This window comes from Streptomyces griseoruber (assembly GCF_001514205.1).
In the GTDB taxonomy this organism is placed as follows: domain Bacteria; phylum Actinomycetota; class Actinomycetes; order Streptomycetales; family Streptomycetaceae; genus Streptomyces; species Streptomyces griseoruber.
Genome location: NZ_KQ948783.1, coordinates 144,926 through 161,274, shown reverse-complemented (window position 1 = coordinate 161,274; position 16,349 = coordinate 144,926). Strand labels below are relative to the sequence as shown.

13 protein-coding genes, 1 pseudogene and 1 riboswitch are annotated in these 16,349 nt (G+C 73.1%); of the genes and pseudogenes, 7 read left to right on the top strand and 7 right to left on the bottom strand.

Going from position 1 to position 16,349, the window contains the following annotated elements:
• The first annotated feature begins 73 nt into the window (after window positions 1–73).
• Window positions 74–2,104, top strand: coding sequence for a DNA helicase RecQ (gene recQ, locus AQJ64_RS39390; RefSeq protein ID WP_055635367.1), 2,031 nt, complete (start codon window positions 74–76; stop codon window positions 2,102–2,104).
• Window positions 2,105–2,269: 165 nt separating this feature from the next.
• On the opposite strand, the pseudogene AQJ64_RS51430 reads toward recQ, so the two are convergent.
• From AQJ64_RS51430 to fahA, 3 genes and pseudogenes are all read right to left on the bottom strand, one after another.
• Window positions 2,270–2,770 (bottom strand): annotated as a pseudogene (locus tag AQJ64_RS51430) (fumarate reductase/succinate dehydrogenase flavoprotein subunit); the annotation flags it as partial.
• A 49-nt stretch (window positions 2,771–2,819) separates the two neighbouring features.
• Window positions 2,820–3,758, bottom strand: coding sequence for a M56 family metallopeptidase (locus AQJ64_RS39385; RefSeq protein ID WP_055635368.1), 939 nt, complete (start codon window positions 3,756–3,758; stop codon window positions 2,820–2,822).
• Window positions 3,759–3,957: 199 nt separating this feature from the next.
• On the bottom strand, window positions 3,958–5,169 hold the full coding sequence (gene fahA / locus AQJ64_RS39380; protein ID WP_055635360.1) for a fumarylacetoacetase: 1,212 nt from the start codon (window positions 5,167–5,169) through the stop codon (window positions 3,958–3,960).
• A gap of 330 nt (window positions 5,170–5,499) precedes the next feature.
• On the opposite strand from fahA, the gene AQJ64_RS39375 reads away from it, so the two are divergent.
• Window positions 5,500–6,324: an HAD family hydrolase gene (locus AQJ64_RS39375; RefSeq protein ID WP_055635361.1), complete on the top strand. Its 825-nt coding sequence runs from the start codon at window positions 5,500–5,502 to the stop codon at window positions 6,322–6,324.
• Between the two features lie 12 nt (window positions 6,325–6,336).
• Here the strand turns inward: AQJ64_RS39375 and AQJ64_RS39370 are convergent, their stop codons facing one another.
• Window positions 6,337–6,807, bottom strand: a complete 471-nt coding sequence (locus tag AQJ64_RS39370; RefSeq protein ID WP_055635362.1) for a transglycosylase SLT domain-containing protein — start codon at window positions 6,805–6,807, stop codon at window positions 6,337–6,339.
• 3 nt (window positions 6,808–6,810) lie between these two features.
• Window positions 6,811–7,009: riboswitch (cyclic di-AMP (ydaO/yuaA leader) on the bottom strand.
• A 436-nt stretch (window positions 7,010–7,445) separates the two neighbouring features.
• On the opposite strand from AQJ64_RS39370, the gene AQJ64_RS39365 reads away from it, so the two are divergent.
• The 4 genes from AQJ64_RS39365 (at window position 7,446) to AQJ64_RS39350 (ending at window position 11,970) form a co-directional block, all read left to right on the top strand.
• The gene (locus AQJ64_RS39365; RefSeq protein WP_059203419.1) at window positions 7,446–8,456 is read left to right on the top strand and encodes a polyprenyl synthetase family protein; all 1,011 of its coding nucleotides are present in this window, start codon (window positions 7,446–7,448) and stop codon (window positions 8,454–8,456) included.
• 260 nt (window positions 8,457–8,716) lie between these two features.
• A complete protein-coding gene (locus tag AQJ64_RS39360; RefSeq protein ID WP_055638946.1) occupies window positions 8,717–10,006 on the top strand; it encodes a LolA family protein in 1,290 nt (429 codons plus the stop codon).
• 49 nt (window positions 10,007–10,055) lie between these two features.
• The gene (locus tag AQJ64_RS39355; protein ID WP_055638947.1) at window positions 10,056–10,994 is read left to right on the top strand and encodes an ABC transporter ATP-binding protein; all 939 of its coding nucleotides are present in this window, start codon (window positions 10,056–10,058) and stop codon (window positions 10,992–10,994) included.
• Window positions 10,981–11,970, top strand: a complete 990-nt coding sequence (locus AQJ64_RS39350) for an ABC transporter permease (protein ID WP_063788887.1) — start codon at window positions 10,981–10,983, stop codon at window positions 11,968–11,970. The genes AQJ64_RS39355 and AQJ64_RS39350 overlap by 14 nt, the downstream gene beginning before the upstream one ends.
• Window positions 11,971–12,175: 205 nt before the next feature.
• Here the strand turns inward: AQJ64_RS39350 and AQJ64_RS39345 are convergent, their stop codons facing one another.
• Genes AQJ64_RS39345 through AQJ64_RS39335 form a run of 3 tightly spaced genes read right to left on the bottom strand, consistent with a single transcriptional unit; the run spans window position 12,176 to window position 14,591 of the window.
• The gene (locus AQJ64_RS39345) at window positions 12,176–12,760 is read right to left on the bottom strand and encodes a flavodoxin family protein (protein WP_055638948.1); all 585 of its coding nucleotides are present in this window, start codon (window positions 12,758–12,760) and stop codon (window positions 12,176–12,178) included.
• Window positions 12,761–12,804: 44 nt separating this feature from the next.
• On the bottom strand, window positions 12,805–14,019 hold the full coding sequence (locus tag AQJ64_RS39340) for an amidase family protein (RefSeq protein WP_244902718.1): 1,215 nt from the start codon (window positions 14,017–14,019) through the stop codon (window positions 12,805–12,807).
• A 47-nt stretch (window positions 14,020–14,066) separates the two neighbouring features.
• A complete protein-coding gene (locus tag AQJ64_RS39335; protein WP_055639118.1) occupies window positions 14,067–14,591 on the bottom strand; it encodes a DUF6668 family protein in 525 nt (174 codons plus the stop codon).
• 178 nt (window positions 14,592–14,769) lie between these two features.
• Between AQJ64_RS39335 and AQJ64_RS39330 the strand changes: the two genes are divergently transcribed.
• Window positions 14,770–16,329: a hypothetical protein gene (locus tag AQJ64_RS39330; RefSeq protein ID WP_059203425.1), complete on the top strand. Its 1,560-nt coding sequence runs from the start codon at window positions 14,770–14,772 to the stop codon at window positions 16,327–16,329.
• The last annotated feature ends 20 nt before the right edge of the window (window positions 16,330–16,349 follow it).

The window sequence follows — 16,349 nt, the reverse complement described above, 5'->3', positions numbered from 1 at the left end:
AACTCCGGCGGTGTCAGTCCGGACCCCTATCGTGGAGGCAGTGGTCGAGGGACGACGTACGGGGGACGAGACGATGGGCGGGACGGGCGGGATCAGCGAGATGACAGGGATCACCGGGACACCGGGGCGGACCGAGAGCGAGGCCCTGGCCACGCTGCACCGGGTCTTCGGGTACGAGGCCTTCCGCGGCGAGCAGGAAGAGGTCATCGAGCATGTGGTGGCCGGCGGGGACGCGGTCGTCCTCATGCCGACGGGCGGCGGCAAGTCGCTCTGCTACCAGATTCCGGCCCTGGTCAGACCGGGCACGGGCGTGGTCGTGTCACCTCTGATCGCCCTCATGCAGGACCAGGTGGACGCACTCCGCGCGCTCGGTGTGCGCGCCGGGTTCGTCAACTCCACGCAGGACTTCGACGAGCGGCGCGTGGTCGAGGCCGAGTTCCTCGCGGGCGAACTGGACCTGCTGTACCTGGCGCCGGAGCGGCTGCGTCTGGACTCCACGCTGGATCTGCTCTCACGCGGCAAGATCTCGGTCTTCGCGATCGACGAGGCGCACTGCGTGTCCCAGTGGGGCCACGACTTCCGCCCCGACTACTTGTCCCTCTCCCTGCTCGGCGAGCGCTGGCCGGACGTCCCGCGCATCGCGCTCACCGCGACGGCCACCCACGCGACGCACCAGGAGATCACCCAGCGGCTGAACATGCCGGCCGCCCGGCACTTCGTGGCGAGCTTCGACCGCCCCAACATCCAGTACCGGATCGTGCCCAAGGCCGACCCCAGGAAGCAGCTCCTGGGCTTCCTGCGCGAGGAGCACTCGGGCGACGCGGGCATCGTGTACTGCCTCTCGCGCAACTCGGTGGAGAAGACCGCCGAGTTCCTCTCGAAGAACGGCGTCGAGGCGGTCCCGTACCACGCGGGCCTGGACGCCGGCACCCGCGCCGCGCACCAGGCGCGGTTCCTGCGCGAGGAGGGCCTGGTCGTGTGCGCGACCATCGCCTTCGGCATGGGCATCGACAAGCCGGACGTCCGCTTCGTCGCCCACCTCGACCTGCCCAAGTCGATCGAGGGCTACTACCAGGAGACCGGCCGCGCGGGCCGGGACGGCCTCCCCTCGACGGCCTGGATGGCCTACGGCCTCAACGACGTCATACAGCAGCGCAAGCTGATCCAGTCCGGCGAGGGAGACGAGGCGTTCCGCCGGCGGGCCACCGCCCACCTGGACTCCATGCTGGCGCTGTGCGAGACGGCCCAGTGCCGGCGGGGCCAGCTCCTCGCCTACTTCGGGCAGGAACCCGCCCCGGCGGGCTGCGGCAACTGCGACACCTGCGTCGCCCCGCCGGAGACCTGGGACGGCACGATCGCCGCCCAGAAGGTGCTGTCGACGGTGGTGCGGCTCCAGCGGGAGCGCGGGCAGAAGTTCGGCGCGGTGCAGATCGTCGACATCCTGCTGGGCAAGCGCACGGGCAAGGTCATCCAGTTCGACCACGACCAGCTGTCCGTGTTCGGCATCGGAGAGGAGCTCGCCGAGGGCGAATGGCGAGGCGTCATCCGGCAGTTGCTGGCACAGGGTCTCCTCTCGGTCGAGGGGGAGTACGGCACCCTGGTGCTGACCGAGTCCAGCGGGGAGGTCCTGCGGCGCGAGCGGGAGGTGCCGCTGCGCAAGGAACCCAGGAAGCCGGCGACCCCCAAGGCGTCGGGCGCGTCGTCCGGGGGGAAGGGCAAGGCCAAGGCGGCCGCGGCCGAGCTGCCCGAGCAGCTGCAACCCGTCTTCGAGGCACTGCGCGCCTGGCGCGCCGAACAGGCCCGCGAACAGGGCGTCCCGGCGTACGTCATCTTCCACGACGCCACCCTCCGGGAGATCGTCACCGCGTGGCCGACGTCGGTGCGGGAGCTGGGCGGCATCAGCGGCGTCGGCGAGAAGAAGCTCGCGACGTACGGGGAGGGTGTCATCGCGGTGCTGGCGGAGCTGGGCGGTGCGCAGGCTCGGGAGGCCGGAGGGGAGACGGACGGCGTCGGCGGGGCCGACGCCGGGTCCGGCGCAGCGTCCCCGCCCGACGACGACTGGCCCGAGATGGACATGGAGCCCGAGCCGGACGACTGGATATAGGTTCCCGGACCCAGGGCGCCCGGCCGCCCGGACCGGGGGCGGACCCGACGGTGCGGCCGCCCGGACGGCGGGTCGGACCGCCGGGGTTCGGTCCACGGCCTCACAACGCCCGTCCCGCGTACGCCCTGACATCCGCGTCCGAGTCGGCCGGGGCCGTGGCCAGGGCCGCGCGCCCGACTTCGGCGGGGACACGTAGTCGTTCACGAAGCGGCGCAGCTTGTACTCGACCTGGGGCTGCGGCGGGCCGTCCGGGTTGTGCAGCGGGCGGTAGACCAGCTCGTGCGCCTCCCTCAGCTGCTCGGCGGGCAACTCCCCTTCGTAGGGGGAGTGCTGAGCGGCGTCGGCGCCCGCGAGGTCGCCGAAGACGAACGTGCCGATCATGTAGTTGTGCGGGACACAGGCCAGGTCGCCCGCGGCGTACAGCCGGGGGACGGTCGTCCGGGCGTGGCCGTCGACCCGTACGCCCGAGGCCGAGTGGCCGCCGCACAGGCCGATCTCGGAGATGTGCATCTCGATGTCGTGCGTGCGGTAGTCGTGGCCCCGCCCGGAGTGGAAGGTGCCGCGCGTCGGACGCTCCGTGGAGTGGAGGAGGGACTCCGGTGCGGAGATCGACTCCTCGGGGAGATGGCTCAGCTTCGGGTACACCGGGCCGCGGTCGCTCGCGACAAGATCTGCCACCACCGTGCCGTCTGCGGGGCGCGGTACGGAGCCGGTGTCACGCCAGGGCGTTGAGGCCCGGTGCGAAGGCGATCAGCAGGGGGAGCAGGGGCACCAGTCCGGCCACCGCCGTCGTCAGCGCCCGGTGCCTGCGGCCCAGCCGGGGCGGTGGCTCCAGGAGACGGTCGACGCGCTCGCCGAGGAGACGGTGGCTGGAGGCGCAGGACAGGACGCCCCGGTGCTGGTTCAGCTCGATCAGTGCCAGGGCGGTGGTCAGGTGGCCGCAGCGACGGGAGGCGGTGTCGTCGGCGGCGAGTTCGACCAGGCGGTGGGTCTGGTCGCAGAAATGGGAGAAGAGCGGAATGCGGGGGAATCCGGTGGCCAGGGCGGTCGAGAGGTGCAGCAGCCAGTCGTGGTGGGCGCGGGCGTGGTCGCGCTCATGGGCCAGGACGGCGTCCAGCTGGTGGGAGGTGAGGCGGTGCAGGGCCCCGGTGGTGACGATCAGCTGGGGCGGGTTGCCGGGCATCCACCAGGCGTCGGGGTACTCGTCCTCCAGCACGAGCAGCGGGCCCCGGGCGGACGGCAGGCCCGCGGGCAGCTCGGGGGCGCGTTCCCGCAGATGGGCGCGGGTCTGGCCGCGGCGCCGGCGTGCCTCGACGAGCTCCCGGGCCAGCATCGCGGTGGTCCAGGCGGCCCCGCAGGCCAGCAGCAGGGTGAGCGCGGCGGCCCAGGGCGGGGCGGCGGAGAGGTCGTACGCCTCGGTGACCGCGGGTGGCGCGGGCGCGAACACCTGGGCACGGACGGTGTGGAAGACGGCGGCGGCACCGAGCACCAGCGCCGTCAGACAGCACAGCAGGACCGTGGCGACCAGGCACTGCCACACCCACAGCGCCACCACCGGCTCCCGCTCCGGCCACTGCGCCCGGGTCAGCGCACGCGGCACCGGCACGGCGGCGGTCACCGCGACGGCGCTCAGCAGGAGCAGGCAGACGGTCATGCCATCGGTCATGCCAGGGGCTCCGGATCCTGATCGGAGAGAACGGGCGAGGGACGCGCAAGGTGCGGCGGGGCCGTGCTCCGGGAGCGGAGGTCCGGCCGGGGGTGCGACAGACGTGCGGCGGGAGCGGCACGAGAACCGCGCCCGCCGCCAGTATGACGGCGGCGACCGCCCGCGTCAGCCTGCTGGAAGCAGGCCGTCATCCCGCCACGATCCGCCCGCTCACCTCCCCGAGCCCCACCCGCAGGCCGCCGGGACCCGGGGCCCAGGCCGACAGGGTCACCTCGTCGCCGTCCTCCAGGAAGGTGCGCTTGCCGTCGGGGAGTTCCAGGGCGTCGCGGCCGTTCCAGGTCAGTTCCAGCAGGGAGCCGCGCTGCTCGGGGGCCGGGCCGCTGACCGTGCCCGAGCCGTAGAGGTCGCCGGTGCGCAGGGAGGCGCCGTTCACGGTCATGTGGGCGAGCTGCTGGGCGGCGGTCCAGTACATCGAGGCGAAGGGGGGTTCGGACACGACATGGCCGTTGATCGCGATCGAGATGCGCAGGTCGTAGCCGGCGGGTTCGGCGGAGGTGTCGTCCAGGTAGGGCAGCAGCGGATGGGTGCGCCCGGGCGGCGCCACCCGGGCCTCCTCCAGCGCCTCCAGCGGGGTGATCCAGGCCGACACCGAGGTGGCGAAGGACTTCCCGAGGAACGGACCGAGGGGGACGTACTCCCAGGCCTGGACGTCCCGGGCGGACCAGTCGTTGAGCAGGCAGAGGCCGAACACATGGTCCCGGAAGGCGGCCGCGGCCACCGGCTTCCCCATCGCCGACGGCACGCCCACCACGAAGCCGACCTCGGCCTCGATGTCGAGGCGGACGGACGGACCGAACACCGGGGCGGGATCGGCCGGGCCCTTGCGCTGGCCCGACGGGCGGACGACATCGGTGCCGGAGACGATCACCGTGCCCGAGCGGCCGTGGTAACCGATCGGCAGATGCTTCCAGTTCGGGGTGAGGGAGTCGGGTGCGTCGGGGCGGAAGATCCGGCCGACGTTCCGGGCGTGGTTCTCGGAGGCGTAGAAGTCGACGTAGTCCGCGACGTCGAACGGCAGGTGCAGGGTCACCGAGGACAGGGGGTGCAGGAGCGGTTCGAGGGTGGCGCGGTGCGCGGGGTCGGTGACGGCCTCCGTGAGGGTGCGCCGGACCTCCGACCAGGTGGTGCGGCCCGCCGCCAGCAGGGGGTTGAGGGTCGGCCGGGCGAGCAGGGCGGCGTGCGGCGAGCCGAGCGCACGGGCCGCGGCGCCCGCGTCCAGGACGTGGTCGCCGAGCCGTACGCCGACGGTCCGCTCCGCAGGGCCGGGGAGCGAGAAGACGCCGTACGGAAGGTTGTGCGGGCCGAAGGGGTCGCCCTCGGGGATGTCGAAGGGGGGCATCGGGTACTGCCTCTCTTTCCTGCTCACCATGTCGTGCTCGCGTCCGCTCCGCGGGTGCGGGCGGCCGGGCCACACGTTACGTCCGACCTCGGGCGGGCGGCACGGGTCGGCCTGCGGGCCGCCCGGATCTCGGACAGCTGTCGAAGGGTGCGGGTCGCCGACCGGTCGTTACCCGGCGATGTGCCGGAAGGCGTTTCCCGGACCCGTGTTCACCCGCGATCGGTGAGTGATCGGTCAACAAAAGAAGGGGAGTTGACAGAAGGGGGCCGGACTCCGTCCTGGTCCGGTTCACGTCGAGTCCGGGGGGTGCGGGATCCGTATTCTCTGATCATGGCCGCACCCACCGCATATGCCGAGCGCACCACGTACTCCCTCGTCGCCACCGACCTGGACGGAACGCTGCTGCGCGGCGACGACACGTTCTCCGACCGGTCGCTGGACGCGCTCGCGCGGGTGGCGGCGGCCGGCGCTCGCCATCTGGTGGTGACCGGCCGGCCCGCGCCGCGTGTACGACCGCTCCTGGACCGCCTGCACAGCAGAGGACTCGCGGTGTGCGGACAGGGTGCGCAGCTGTACGACGCCGGCGGGGACCGTCTGCTGTGGTCGGTCACCCTGGACCGGGAACTCGCGGAGACCGCGCTCGGCAAGATCGAGGCCGAGGTCGGGCAGGTGTACGCGGCCGTCGACCAGGACGGCGTCGACGGGCTCACACTGATCGAGCCGGGCTATCTGATGCCGCACCCGACCCTGCCCGCCCTGCGCGTGGAGCGCCGCGACGACCTGTGGTGCGAGCCGATCAGCAAGGTGCTGCTGCGCCATCCGACGCTCTCCGACGACGAACTGGCCTCGACGGCCCGCGCGGTGGTCGGCTCGCTCGCCACCGTCACCATGTCCGGGCCGGGCACGGTGGAGCTCCAGCCGTGCGGGATCACCAAGGCGACGGGGCTGGCCCTGGCCGCCGAGCACCTGGGCATCGGACCCGAGGACACCATCGCCTTCGGGGACATGCCCAACGACATCCCGATGTTCGACTGGGCCGCCCGCGGGGTCGCGATGGCCAACGCCCATCCGGAGCTGAAGGCGGTGGCCGACGAGGTGACGACGTCGAACGAGGACGACGGCGTGGCCGTCGTCCTCGAACGTCTCTATGCGTAGCCGCAGGCCGGCTCAGTACGCGCCGAACACGTTGTCGATCGAGCCGTACCGCGCGGCCGCGTAGTTGCAGGACGCGGTGATGTTCGCGACCGGGTCGTACGGGTCCCAGGACGTGCCGGAGACGTGGTACGCGTTGAAGGTCGGGTCGATGATCTGCAGCAGCCCCTTGGAGGGGGTGCCGGCGGCCGCGTTGGAGTCCCAGAGGTTGATGGCGGACGGGTTGCCCGAGGACTCCCGGATCACGTTGCGGTAGATGCCGTTGTAGGTGCCGGGGATCCCGTGCTGCGCCATGACCTGGAGCGAGGCGCGGATCCAGCCGTCGAGGTTGTTGGCGTAGCCGAGGCTGCTGGCGGTGGCCACGGTCGGCGTGGCCGCGGAGGCGGTGGTCGCGCCGAGGATCGGCAGGGCGAGCACGGTGACGCCGGTGGCGGCGACGGCGAGCGTGCGGGCGAGGCGGCGGGTACGACGGGGCTGAGCAGGCATGGCGAAGTTCCTCTCCGTCGCCTGCGAGGTGAGCTGTCGGGTTCGGGCGGGAGCTGCCCGGTCGTGCCCTCACGGACACGACTTCACCCCAAGCCGTACCGGTCTGTCCGGAGCGTGCCCATGGGCACGGCCCGGCTGGACCGGTGCGGCGACTTACCTGGTTCCCCCGCTCCTGCCGTGGTGTTCTCGGTGGGTGTTCGGGCGGCGGCAGGATTAGGCGTCCGCCCGACAGGCCGGGAACGTATGCGAGAGCACATGTCCGGAACAAGTGGTGAATTCATGGTTAACCCCTATTGACCTTGATCCGTGGCCTATGAGGCGCTTGATCCTTTGTGGCTGCAAAGCATCAACTCGCCCGTGTCGGCCGAGGTGTCGGGGTGAGGCGGAGGGGAACCGGAAGGGGGTCGGTTCGGCTGGGCGAGTGAGGCAACTCACCGGGGTCCACAAGAGGGGTGAATCGGGCAATAAACCCAGATGGCGGCTTAAGGGGTGCCCCTTCTCATAGGGCCTGTCCGGGCTGTAACCGTGGGGGCTCGTGGTGATCGAAACCTGACCGGATACGCTGACTTGAGTGAGCGCAGAGACCTATCGACAAACCGCGTAGCCGCCGATAGACACCAGCAGACAGGAGACTCCTCGTGACCGTCGTCGAGCCGTTTGGGCTGAGCGTGCGGGACCAGGCTCTGGAAGCCGATGTCCAGGCCGGATTGGCGGCTGTCGAGGAAGGCTTGCTCGAGGCCACCAAGAGTGAGGTCCCGTTCATCACGGAGGCGGCCCAGCATCTGCTGCGGGCCGGCGGGAAGCGGTTCCGGCCGCTGCTCGTGATGCTCGCCGCGCGCTTCGGCGACCCGTACGCGCCGGGGGTCGTCCCCTCCGCGGTCGTCGTCGAGCTCACCCATCTGGCGACCCTGTACCACGACGACGTGATGGACGAGGCCGCGGTGCGGCGCGGCGTGCCCAGCGCGAACGCCCGCTGGGGCAACTCGCTCGCCGTCCTCACCGGCGACTTCCTCTTCGCGCGCGCCTCGCACATCCTGGCCGACCTCGGCCCGGAGGCGGTGCGGGTGCAGGCGGAGGCGTTCGAGCGGCTGGTCACCGGCCAGATCCTGGAGACGGCCGGCCCGGTCGACGGCCGGGACCCGGTCGACCACTACCTCGACGTCCTCGGCGGCAAGACCGGCTCCCTGGTGGCGGTGTCCTGCCGCTTCGGCGCGATGATGTCGGGCGCCGACGAGACGGTGGTGGACGTGCTCACCCAGTACGGGGAGCGCCTCGGCGTCGCCTTCCAGCTCGCCGACGACGTCCTGGACATCGCCTCCGACTCCCACGAGTCGGGCAAGACGCCCGGCACCGACCTGCGCGAGGGCGTCCCCACCCTGCCCGTGCTGCGGCTGCGCGAGCGGGCGGCCCAGCAGGCGCTGCCCGAGGACATCGCGCTGTGCGAGCTCCTCGACTCCGACCTGAGCGACGACGCCCGGCTCGCCGAGGCGGTCGCGGCCCTGCGCGCCCACCCGGCGCTGGAGCAGGCCCGCCGCGACACGGTGCGCTACGCGGAGGAGGCCCGCGCCGCGCTGGCCCCCCTCACGGAGTGCGACGCGAAGGCGGCGCTCATGGGGCTCTGCGACGCGGTGGTCCACCGCGCCGGCTGACGCCCCCTGGCGCCCCCTGGCGCCCCGCGCGCTCGTCGTCCCCTACCCCTAGGGGGCGGAGCACCCCGGCGTCCCTCGTGTCATACCGCAGGTGTACGCGGAGTTGAGTCCGTGGGGTGACGCCTCCTCACGTGGGATTTGGTCAGATGGGAATCACGGAAAACACCACTCCTCACCGATTCGGGTGAGAATGGCGGCACGGGGTGGGGACGCTCTCCGTGAGATGACCAGCCGCCGCCGACGACGGAGGTAAGGCACACATGGCACCGAACGCAACCGACGACAGCACGACCGCCGGGGAGACGGACGACCTGCGCGTCGGGCGGCGCAAGGCCGTGCGGTACATCGTCCCGGTCACCGTGATCGGCGTCGCCGCGGCGACGATCGGCCTGGTCCCGGCGCTCGCCGACTCCGGCGACCCCGACCTGCCGAAGATCACCGCCCAGCAGCTCCTCGACAAGATCGCCGCCTCGGACGTGCAGCAGCTGTCCGGCACCGTGAAGATCACCACCGACCTTGGCCTGCCCGACCTCGGCGGCCTGGAGAGCGGCCTGCTCTCCGGCGTCGCGGGCAACGGCGGTGACGGATCGTCCGCCGACCCCTCGGCCAAGCTCACCGAACTCGCCTCCGGCACCCACACCCTGCGCGTGGCCGCCGACGGCCCCGACCGGCAGAAGCTCTCCCTGGTCGAGGACGCCGCCGAGTACAGCGTCATCCACAACGGCAAGGACGTGTGGGGCTACGACAGCGCCTCCAACGAGGTCTACCACGCGACCACCGACGAGAGCGCCGGCAAGGGCGCCGCGGAAGCGGAGCCGCCCGCCACCCCCAAGGACCTCACCGAGGACGCCCTCAAGGCGGTCGACGACACCACCTCCGTCACCGTCGACGGCACGGTCCACGTCGCGGGCCGCGACGCCTACAAGCTGCTGATCAAGCCGAAGCAGTCCGGCTCCACGGTCGGCGCGATCAGCGTGGCGGTGGACGCGAAGACCGGGCTGCCGCTGAAGTTCACGCTGACCCCGTCGAGCGGCGGCGCCGCCGTCGTGGACGCCGGCTTCACCCAGGTCACCTTCGCCGAGCCCGCCGCCTCCACCTTCGACTTCACCCCGCCCAAGGGGGCGAAGGTCACCGAGGCCGACGAGGCGGCGAAGGACTCCGGCAAGCCGGGCGCGGCCGGCGAGGACCTGCCCAAGGACCTGCCCAAGGGCCTCGAAGGCCTCGGCGGATCCGGCGGCCTCACCGGCTCCGGCGAGGAGCCCGAGGGCTTCGACGTCCTCGGCAAGGGCTGGACCTCCGTCGCCGTCATCGAGTCCGGCGGCAAGGGCGTCCCCTCCGACTCCGAGCTCAACTCCGAACTCGGCTCCGACGCCGGCGGCGCCCTCAGCGGCTTCCTCGGCTCCTTCGGCGACAAGGTCAGCGGCAAGTTCGGCTCCGGCACCGTCTTCTCCACCCGGCTGATCAACGCCCTGGTCACGGACGACGGCAAGATCTACGTCGGCGCCGTCACCAAGGACGCCCTGGTGAAGGCGGCGGACTCCGCGAAGTAGGGGGGCCTGCGGAACCGCAGGCCCGGGGAAGCGAGCGAAGGGGGAGCCCATGGATGACGCACCCGTCATCCACACCCACGCCCTCACCAAGCGCTACCACGGCGGCCAGCTTGCCGTGGACCGCCTCGACCTCACGGTCCCGGCGGGCAGCGTCTTCGGCTTCCTCGGCCCCAACGGCTCCGGCAAGACCACCACGATCCGCATGCTGATGGGCCTGATCGAACCCACGTCCGGTGCGGCGCGCGTTCTGGGGCAGCCCGTGCCCCGGGCCGCGCGCACCGTGCTGCCCCAGGTCGGCGCGCTGATCGAGGGCCCCGCGCTGTACGGCTTCCTCTCCGGCCGCGACAACCTCCTGCGCTACGACGCCGCCGACCCGACCGCCGACCCCCGCACCCGGCGGACCCGCGTCGCCGCGGCGCTGGAGCGGGTCGGGCTGACGGCGGCGGCCGGGAAGAAGGCGAAGGCGTACTCGCTCGGCATGAAGCAGCGGCTGGGCCTGGCCGCCGCGCTGCTCCAGCCGCGTCGGCTCCTCGTCCTCGACGAGCCGACCAACGGCCTCGACCCGCAGGGCATGCGGGAGATCCGTTCCCTGGTGCGGGAACTGGCCTCGGACGGCACGACCGTCTTCCTCTCCTCCCACCCCCTCGACGAGATCGAGCAGGTGTGCACCCATGTGGCGGTGATGGCACAGGGCCGGCTGGTCACCCAGGGCCCGGTGGCCGAACTGGCGGCGGGCGCGCGCGGCCGGCTGGTGGTGATCACGCCCGACACCGCCGAGGCGGCGCGGGTGCTGAAGGAACAGGGCGCGGCGGACGTGACCTCCGAGGAGGACCGGGTCGCCGCCGAGCCCCCGGACCGCGATCTCGCCGAAGTCAACGCCGCACTGGTGACGGCCGGCGTCCGGGTCCGGGGCTTCACCGTCGAACGCGCCTCCCTGGAGGACGCGTTCGTGGCACTCACGGGGGAGGGCTTCGATGTCGCGGGCTGAGCCGGCGGAGGCGGAACCGGCGGGAGCGGAACCGGCGGAGGCGGAACCGACGGAGGACGCGGGCGAGGGCGCGACGGCCGAAGACCCGCGCGAGCCGACGGCCGGCCTCGTCCGCAGGCCGAGCCCCTGGTGGTCGCTCGGTCTGCTCCGCAGCGAGCTGCTGATCACCTTCCGCCGCTGGCGCACCCTCGCGCTGCTCGGCGTCCTGGCGGCCGTACCGGTGCTGATCGGGATCGCCGTGAAGATCGAGACCGGTGACGGCTCCTCCGGGGGACCGGGGGGACCCGGCGGCGGAGGGGACGGCGGCCCGGCCTTCATCGCCCAGGTCACCAACAACGGTCTGTTCCTGGTCTTCACCGCGCTGGCCGCGACGCTGCCGTTCTTCCTGCCGATGGCCATCGGCGTCATCGCGGGCGACGCGATCGCCGGCGAGTCGAACGCCGGGACCCTGCGCTACCTCCTCGTCGCCCCGGCCGGCCGCACCCGCCTCCTCCTCACCAAGTACGCGACGGTGCTGGCCTTCTGTCTGGTGGCCACCCTCGTGGTCGCGCTCTCGGCGCTGACGGTGGGCGCACTGCTGTTCCCCCTGGGAGACGTCACCACCATCTCCGGTACGACGATCGGTTTCGCCGACGGACTGGGCCGAGCCCTGCTGATCGCCCTGGTGGTGGCCGCCTCACTGACCGGGGTGGCCGCGCTCGGCCTGTTCGTCTCCACGCTGACCGGCAGCGGTATCGCCGCGATGGCGACCACCGTCGGCCTGCTGATCACGATCCAGATCCTCGACCAGATCCCCCAGCTCCACGCGATCCAGCCGTATCTCTTCTCCCACTACTGGCTGTCCTTCGCCGACCTGGTCCGCGACCCCGTCTACTGGGACGACCTGGTGAAGAACCTCGGCCTTCAGGGCCTGTACGTGGCGGTGTTCGGCTCGGCGGCCTGGGCGCGCTTCACCACGAAGGACGTCACGGCCTAGCGTCTCGGCCTAGTGCCGCGGCAGGCAACGTTCGCCCCGTCGCGACGCCCGGCACGCACTCTCGCCGCACCGGCCGAAAGCCCAAGTACGTCCAGTACGAGGACTTCCGGCCGACACGCCGAGAGCACGCACCGGACGCCGCTCCTTGACGGGCAAACGTTGCCTGCCGCGGCACTAGCGTCTTGGCACAGCGTCACGGCAGCCTTCAGCGCGTCTCGTGGGGGAAGCGTGCGAGCGGGGCCCCGCCCCCGAAGAACGACTTCGCGCGCGCCAGCGCCTCGGTGTCGCCGAGTACGTCACCGGGCTTGCTGCCGTTGCCCAGCAGCACCCCGCCGAACCGCATCCCCAGATACGCGGCCGAGTTGTTGAGCGTGCCCACCAGCGGATCGGCGACCGAGGCCTCCGTGTCGGCGAGTACGGTCACCCCCCAGAGCGTGCGCCCGGCCAGGGTCGCCCCGAAGTCGACACCGGGCGTGCGCAGCCAGCCCGACCAGTGGTCCAGATAGCGCTTGACCTGGGTGGACACCGAGTACCAGTACAGCGGCGAGGCGATGACGACGTCCGTCGCGGCCAGGGTCGCGTCGAGCAGTGCCGCGAGGTTCCCCTCGGTGGGCCGGACGTGGTCGCTGTCGTGCCGCAGATCCTCGAAGTCGGGCAGCGGTCGCTCGGCGAGGCTGAACCAGGTCTGCTCGACGGAGGGGTCCAGCTGCTCGGCGGCCCTGCGGGCCAGCGCCTCCGTGTTGCCGTCCGTACGACTGCTGCCCAGTACGAAGAGAAAACGGCGGTCCATGACTCCCCCAGGTGATCGGCGTACGATAATAATCCGCGCCTGCATCATATGCACATGCAAGTATCCTGCGGAAGGGTCCCTGCGTTCTCCGCCGCCCGGACCACCGCCAGCAGCGTCTCCTCCCGCCCCCACGCGGCGACCAGCTGCACCCCCACCGGACAGCCGTCGGCCCCGATCCCCGCCGGAAGGCTGGCCGCCGGATGCCCGCTCAGATTGAACGCCCAGGTCAGCGCGGTGGAATACCGCTCACCCGACCCTTCGTGACCATGCGCCGCATTCGGGGTGGTCGGCGTCAGCAACAGGTCGGCCCGGGCGAAGAGACCGGCCAGCAGCCGATCGTTGACCTCCCGGATCCGCGCGGCCTCGCCGAGACCGCCGGCCCCCGACCCGCGCAACGCGAGCCAGGCGGGCGCGGGATCCTCCAGCCGTACGGCCGCCTGGCCCGGCAGCAGCCGTACGACACCGGCGGCGGCGAGACGCTCGACGGCGGCCCGGGCGAGGGCCAGCGGCTCGGGGTCGGGGGAGGCGGAGGCGAACCCGAGATCGGGCGAGAAGACGGCGGTGACCGGCGCACGCACACCGGTGCCCTCGGACGGCCGGGCGGTCACCGCCGCGGCCGTCGTCGCCGTCGTCGCCGCCGTGGCCGTCGCCGCCGTGGCCGTCGCCGCCGTGGCCGTCGCCCCCGTCATCGCCCGCCAGTACGCCGCCGCGTCCGCCGCGTACCGCACCAGCACGCCCGGGGCCGCGAGACCCGTACGGTCCGGGGACGGCAGCCGGCCGTTCGTCGTCTTCAGGCCGATCACCCCGCACCAGGCCGCCGGGATCCGCACCGAGCCCGCCCCGTCGCTGCCCGTCGCCAGCGGCACCAGCCCGGCCGCCACCGCCGCCGCCGACCCGGCCGAGGACCCGCCCGGCGTACGGTCCGCCCGCCAGGGGTTGACGGTACGGCCGTACGCGCCGACGCCCCAGGTCTGCCACGGCGTACCGGGACCGGGCACCGCCGTCGCCCCCACCGGCACACAGCCCGCGGCGAGCAACGGCCCCGCCGCCCGCAGCCCGTGCCGCCCCTTGACCCCGATCGGCACGCCGGCCAGCGGCAACCGCTCACCCGCCGCCACCCGCGCGTCCACCGCACGCGCCCGCTCGACGGCCTCCCCCTCCCACACCTCGGCGAAGGAACTCAGCGAGGGGTCCACCCGGGCGATCCGCGCCAGCGACTCCGCGACCGCGTCCACGGCCCGCAGTCGCCCGTCCCGCACGTCCGAGGCGATGGCGACCGCCGACGGCGTCCGGTGGGTCCCCCGGTTCAGCGCCTGACCCCCGTGAGCCGGGCCAGGGCCTCCGTCTCCCGGGGCGGCCCGCCCCCCAGGTCACCGAGGCGCCACTCGGTCACCCACGGCACCCGGTGGACGTCGACGACCGACTCGATGAGCCGGATCCGCTGTGCCAGCGGTCGCGGCAGCCGTCCCGGCGCGTCCGCGACCAGCACCACCGCGTCCAGGTCGAGCCCCTGCGGGGCCTCTCCGTGCCGGAAGACCTCCAGGGCACGCAGGGCCGACTCCAGCCCGGTCGCGTGCGTCCGCGCCACGAGCAGGACGGACGGGGGATCACCGGGGGCGGGCCAGTCCCGTCCGCAGTCGTGGCCGCCGTAGACCGCCGCGAGCGTGGAGGCGCCGGCCCCGCCGTGCGTGGCCAGCCAGGAGAAGCGGCGGGGAGCGGTGGCCGACGGGTACGGTCCCGGTACCGGCTCCGGTTCGGGCACCGGACCGCGCAGCCAGATCTCCGGCCCCGGCCGTCCCGCCGGTGCCTGAGTCGTCCCGGTCGTCCCCATGGCCGTACCCCCTCCTTCTGGTGGGCGCTCCCGGCAAGCCCGGCGCGGGTCCTTGGAACGAGGCTGTGACGTCGTGGTGACGCACCGGCCGGGAGCGAACAGAGAGACTCAACAGTACGTGCACGCGTACGCGCACCTGGACGACCGGAGCGTGACGACGCATCCGAGTGAGGAACCGATGTCTCGACTCAGTCGCGAGAAGAAGCGGGAACAGAACCGCACCGGGCGGCCCGCCGCCCTGGTCGCCCCGCTCGACGTCCACGTCCGCGCGGGCGGCCCGGCGACGATAGGAGGAGTACCGGTCGCGGCGGCCGACGGCGAGGAGATCCAGCACGCCGTCCTGGGCCAGCTCCACCGCATCGCCGTCGCCACCGGGCACCCCGTCCTCGCCACGGTCCACGACGAGCGCATCGGTTACGTCGTCCCCCTCCGCATCGACACGGACGGCTCCAGCCACTTCACGGCGGAGCCACTGCGGGCACCGGCGGTGTCCTCGGCGCAGATGACCTCGGCGGCTCCGGTTGCTCCGGGCGCCCCGGCCGGCCCGATCGCTCCGGCGGCACCCACGGTGGCCCTTCCGGTGCTGAGCGCTCCGGCGGCCTCGGCGGCTCCGGCGGCTCCGGTTGCTCCGGGCGCCCCGGCCGGCCCGGTCACTCCGGCGGCACCCACGGTGGCCCTTCCGGTGCTGAGCGCTCCGGCGGCCCCGGTGGCCCCGGTGAACCCGGCCCCGGAAGCCCCGGCGCCCGCCCCCGAAGAACCCCGGCGGGACAAGCCCACGCACGTCCTGCGGCAGGTGCAGGCACCGGAAGAACCGCAGGACGGAATCCCGCCCCTTCCCCCGGCGCCCCCGGCGCCCACGGCAACCCCGGCGCAGGCCCCGGCCCCCGGCACGGTCGTGGCCCCCACGGGAGTCTTCGGCCCGCCTCCGGCCATGGATCTCCAGCCGGAGGGGGCGGTGCCCGCCTCGCCGGAACACGCGCCGTCCCCTTTCCCGGAGTCCGGGGTGCCCGCCGCCCCGGACCAGGGCCAGGGCCGGGACCAGGACCGCGACCGGGCCTCGGAGCACGCCCCGCACCGCTTCCCGGAAGCCGCCTTCACCACCCCCGAGCCGGAGCTGAAGCCCCTCCTCGCCTTCACTCCCACCCCCGACCCCGAGTCGGCCGCCGCACTCGACCCCGACCCCAAGCCGACCCCCGCCCGTGGCTTCGACGCCGTGGCGGAAGCGGTCCTCGGTGACGACCCCCGCACCCTCCCCGGCACCGACGGTGCCCCCGCGCTGCTGGGGGAGCCGATGGCGCACATCAACGAGGCCGTGCGGGCCGGCCGTATCGACGTGGCCGCCGGGCTCGCCGAGCGGACCGTGCTGGAGGCCTCGGGAACGCTGGGACCGGAGCACCCCGAGGTGCTCCGGCTCCGTGAACTCGGCGCGTACATCGCCTACCTGGCGGGCGACCCGCTGCGTGCCTTCCATGTCTCCCTCGACCTGGCCCGGATCCGCCGCCGCGCCCGGGACGGCGAGGCCGCGTACGGCAACGTCCAGAGCGCGGCGGCGGCCTGGCGTGCCGTGCGCGACCCCTTGCAGGGCCTGAACCTGGGCACCGAACTCCTCGGCCTGTGGACGGAGCTGACCACCGAGGAGGGCCCGGCCGCCGACGACGTCGAGCAACTGGAGTCGGCCCGCGCCCGGATGCTCCGGCTGGCGGAACGCGCCCGCAGGTCCGGAGCACCGGGCCGGTAGGCCGGGCGAGGCGCGTCCAC

Coding starts and splice junctions, on each gene's coding strand:
- AQJ64_RS39360 (WP_055638946.1), top strand. CDS start 8,717: ATGGCACCGAACGCAACCGACGACAGCACGACCGCCGGGGAGACGGAC.
- AQJ64_RS39335 (WP_055639118.1), bottom strand. CDS start 14,591: ATGGGGACGACCGGGACGACTCAGGCACCGGCGGGACGGCCGGGGCCG.
- AQJ64_RS39330 (WP_059203425.1), top strand. CDS start 14,770: ATGTCTCGACTCAGTCGCGAGAAGAAGCGGGAACAGAACCGCACCGGG.
- recQ (WP_055635367.1), top strand. CDS start 74: ATGGGCGGGACGGGCGGGATCAGCGAGATGACAGGGATCACCGGGACA.
- AQJ64_RS39375 (WP_055635361.1), top strand. CDS start 5,500: ATGGCCGCACCCACCGCATATGCCGAGCGCACCACGTACTCCCTCGTC.
- AQJ64_RS39355 (WP_055638947.1), top strand. CDS start 10,056: ATGGATGACGCACCCGTCATCCACACCCACGCCCTCACCAAGCGCTAC.
- AQJ64_RS39350 (WP_063788887.1), top strand. CDS start 10,981: ATGTCGCGGGCTGAGCCGGCGGAGGCGGAACCGGCGGGAGCGGAACCG.
- fahA (WP_055635360.1), bottom strand. CDS start 5,169: ATGCCCCCCTTCGACATCCCCGAGGGCGACCCCTTCGGCCCGCACAAC.
- AQJ64_RS39385 (WP_055635368.1), bottom strand. CDS start 3,758: ATGACCGTCTGCCTGCTCCTGCTGAGCGCCGTCGCGGTGACCGCCGCC.
- AQJ64_RS39370 (WP_055635362.1), bottom strand. CDS start 6,807: ATGCCTGCTCAGCCCCGTCGTACCCGCCGCCTCGCCCGCACGCTCGCC.
- AQJ64_RS39345 (WP_055638948.1), bottom strand. CDS start 12,760: ATGGACCGCCGTTTTCTCTTCGTACTGGGCAGCAGTCGTACGGACGGC.